Source organism: Dehalococcoidia bacterium (assembly GCA_021295915.1).
Classification (GTDB): Bacteria; Chloroflexota; Dehalococcoidia; order Lucifugimonadales; family UBA1123; genus VXRN01.
In genome coordinates this window covers 1-2,150 of record JAGWBK010000094.1, presented here as the reverse complement: position 1 = coordinate 2,150, position 2,150 = coordinate 1, and the positions used below count along the sequence as shown (strand labels likewise).

Here is a 2,150-nt window from a genome sequence, read left to right as displayed (position 1 = left end):
AGCAGGGCCGCCATGAACTCGACCGTGTAGTGCGTCTTGAGGAACGCGGTGATGTATGCGAGAAAGCCGTAGGCGGCCGAATGCGACTTGTTGAAGCCATAGCCGGCGAACTGCTCCATGAGGTCGAAGAGCTTCGAGGTGGCCGCTTCGGGAAAGCCGCGCTCGCCGGCGCCGCTGAGGAACTTGGCGCGATGCTCGGCCATCTCCCTCGCCTTCTTCTTGCCCATTGCGCGACGCAGCAGGTCCGCTTCTCCGAGCGAGTAGCCCGCCACGAGGTTGGCAATCTGCATGACTTGCTCTTGGTAGACGATGACCCCGTAGGTCTCCTTGAGCAGGGGCTCGATCTCCGGCAGCAGGTACCTGACCGGCTTGCGACCGTGCTTGCGGTCGATGAAGTCGGGAATCATGCCGCCTTGGATCGGCCCCGGCCGATACAGCGCGTTAAGCGCGCACAGATCCTCCAGGCGCTCCGGCTTGTAGCGGCGGCAGATGTCCCGCATGCCCTTGGATTCGAACTGGAACACGCCGCTGGTCAGGCCTTCGGACAAGAGCTTATAGGTCTTGGCATCATCCAGCGGGATGCTGTCCTGACTGAGGCGCTTGCCCGTGCGCTTCTCGATCCAGCCAAAGGCGTCTTCGATGATCGTCAGCGTCGTCAGCCCCAAGAAGTCCATCTTGAGCAGCCCCATCGCTTCGAGGCTGTTCATGTCGTACTGCGTGACGATTTCGTCCTTGTTCGTCTTGTAGATCGGAATCAGTGTCTTCAGCGGCTGGGGAGCGATCACAACGCCCGCAGCATGCACAGACGGGTTGCGGGCCACGCCTTCAAGGCGCTTTGCAGTCTGGATCACTTCGTTGACGCGTTTGTCCTCGGCCATCGCAGACTTGAGCTTGGGCTCCTGCTCGATGGCCTGGTCCAAGGTGATCTTGAGGACGTTCGGCACCATCTTGGTGAGCCGATCGACCTGCCCGAAGCTCAGGTCCATCACCCTGCCGACGTCCTTGATGGCGGCCTTGGTCGCCATGGTGTTGAAAGTGATGATCCGGTGACGTACTGAATCACCTCCCCGCGCCGATTCATGCAGAAATCGATGTCCACGTCGGGCATCGACTTCCGCTCGATATTCAGAAAGCGCTCGAAGAGCAGGCCGTATTGCAGCGGATCGATGTCGGTGATCGACATCGCGTAAGCGACTAGCGAACCTGCCGCAGACCCGCGTCCGGGCCCAACAGGGATCTGCTTGTGGCGGGCATAGCGGATGAAGTCCCAGACGATCAGGAAATATCCGGAGTACTGCATCTGCTGGATGACTTTGATCTCGGAGTCAAGCCGTTCGGCGTACTCTTCCAGCGGCCTACGCAGCAGCCCCTTGGCGGCCAGTTCCTCCAAGCGCGCCCGGCGCACCTCAAATCCCTGCCGGGCGACGTACTCGAAGTAGGTATCGGTGGTCTGGCCGGACGGCACCTCGAACTTGGGAAACGGATTCGCGATCGGCTGGAGCTTGAGGTCGCACATCTGGGCGATCTCCCAAGTGCGGTCCAGAGGGCCCTCGTCGCCATCGAACAGCGCCGCCATCTCTGCGCGGCTCTTGAGATAAAACTCCTTGGTCTGGAAACGCATCCGGTTCTTGTCGCTCAGCGTCTTGCCGGTCTGGACGCAAAGCAAGGCCTCGTGGGCCCCGGCGTCCTCCTTCGTCAGGTAATGCGCGTCGTTGGTCGCTACCAGCGGAATGCCTGTCTCGCGCGCCAGGCGAAGTTGGAGCGGGATCAGTTCCTTGTCGAGTTCAAGACCGTGGTCTTGGATCTCCAAGAAAAAGTTTTCCTTGCCGAAAATGTCTTGGTACTCGTAGGCCAGCTTGCGGCCTTCCTCGTAGCCCTGCTGCAGCAATGCCTCTTGCAAGTCGCCTCGCAGGCAGGCCGACAGGCAAATCAGGCCGTCCGCGTAGCGCGCTAGCAGGTCCTTGCTGATCCTCGGCTTGTAGTAGAAACCTTCGGTATACGCCGTTGAGACGAGGTCGATGAGGTTGCGGTAGCCAGTCTCGTTCTTGCACAGCAGCAGCAAGTGGTGGTAGCGCATGCTGGCGTCGCGCAGCCTGTGGGCGCCGGCGACGGTGTAGATCTCGCAACCGATGATCGGCTTGACGCCGATC

1 pseudogene is annotated in these 2,150 nt (G+C 60.7%); it reads right to left on the bottom strand.

The features are described from left to right. A pseudogene (gene dnaE, locus J4G14_15270) lies at positions 1-2,150 on the bottom strand (DNA polymerase III subunit alpha).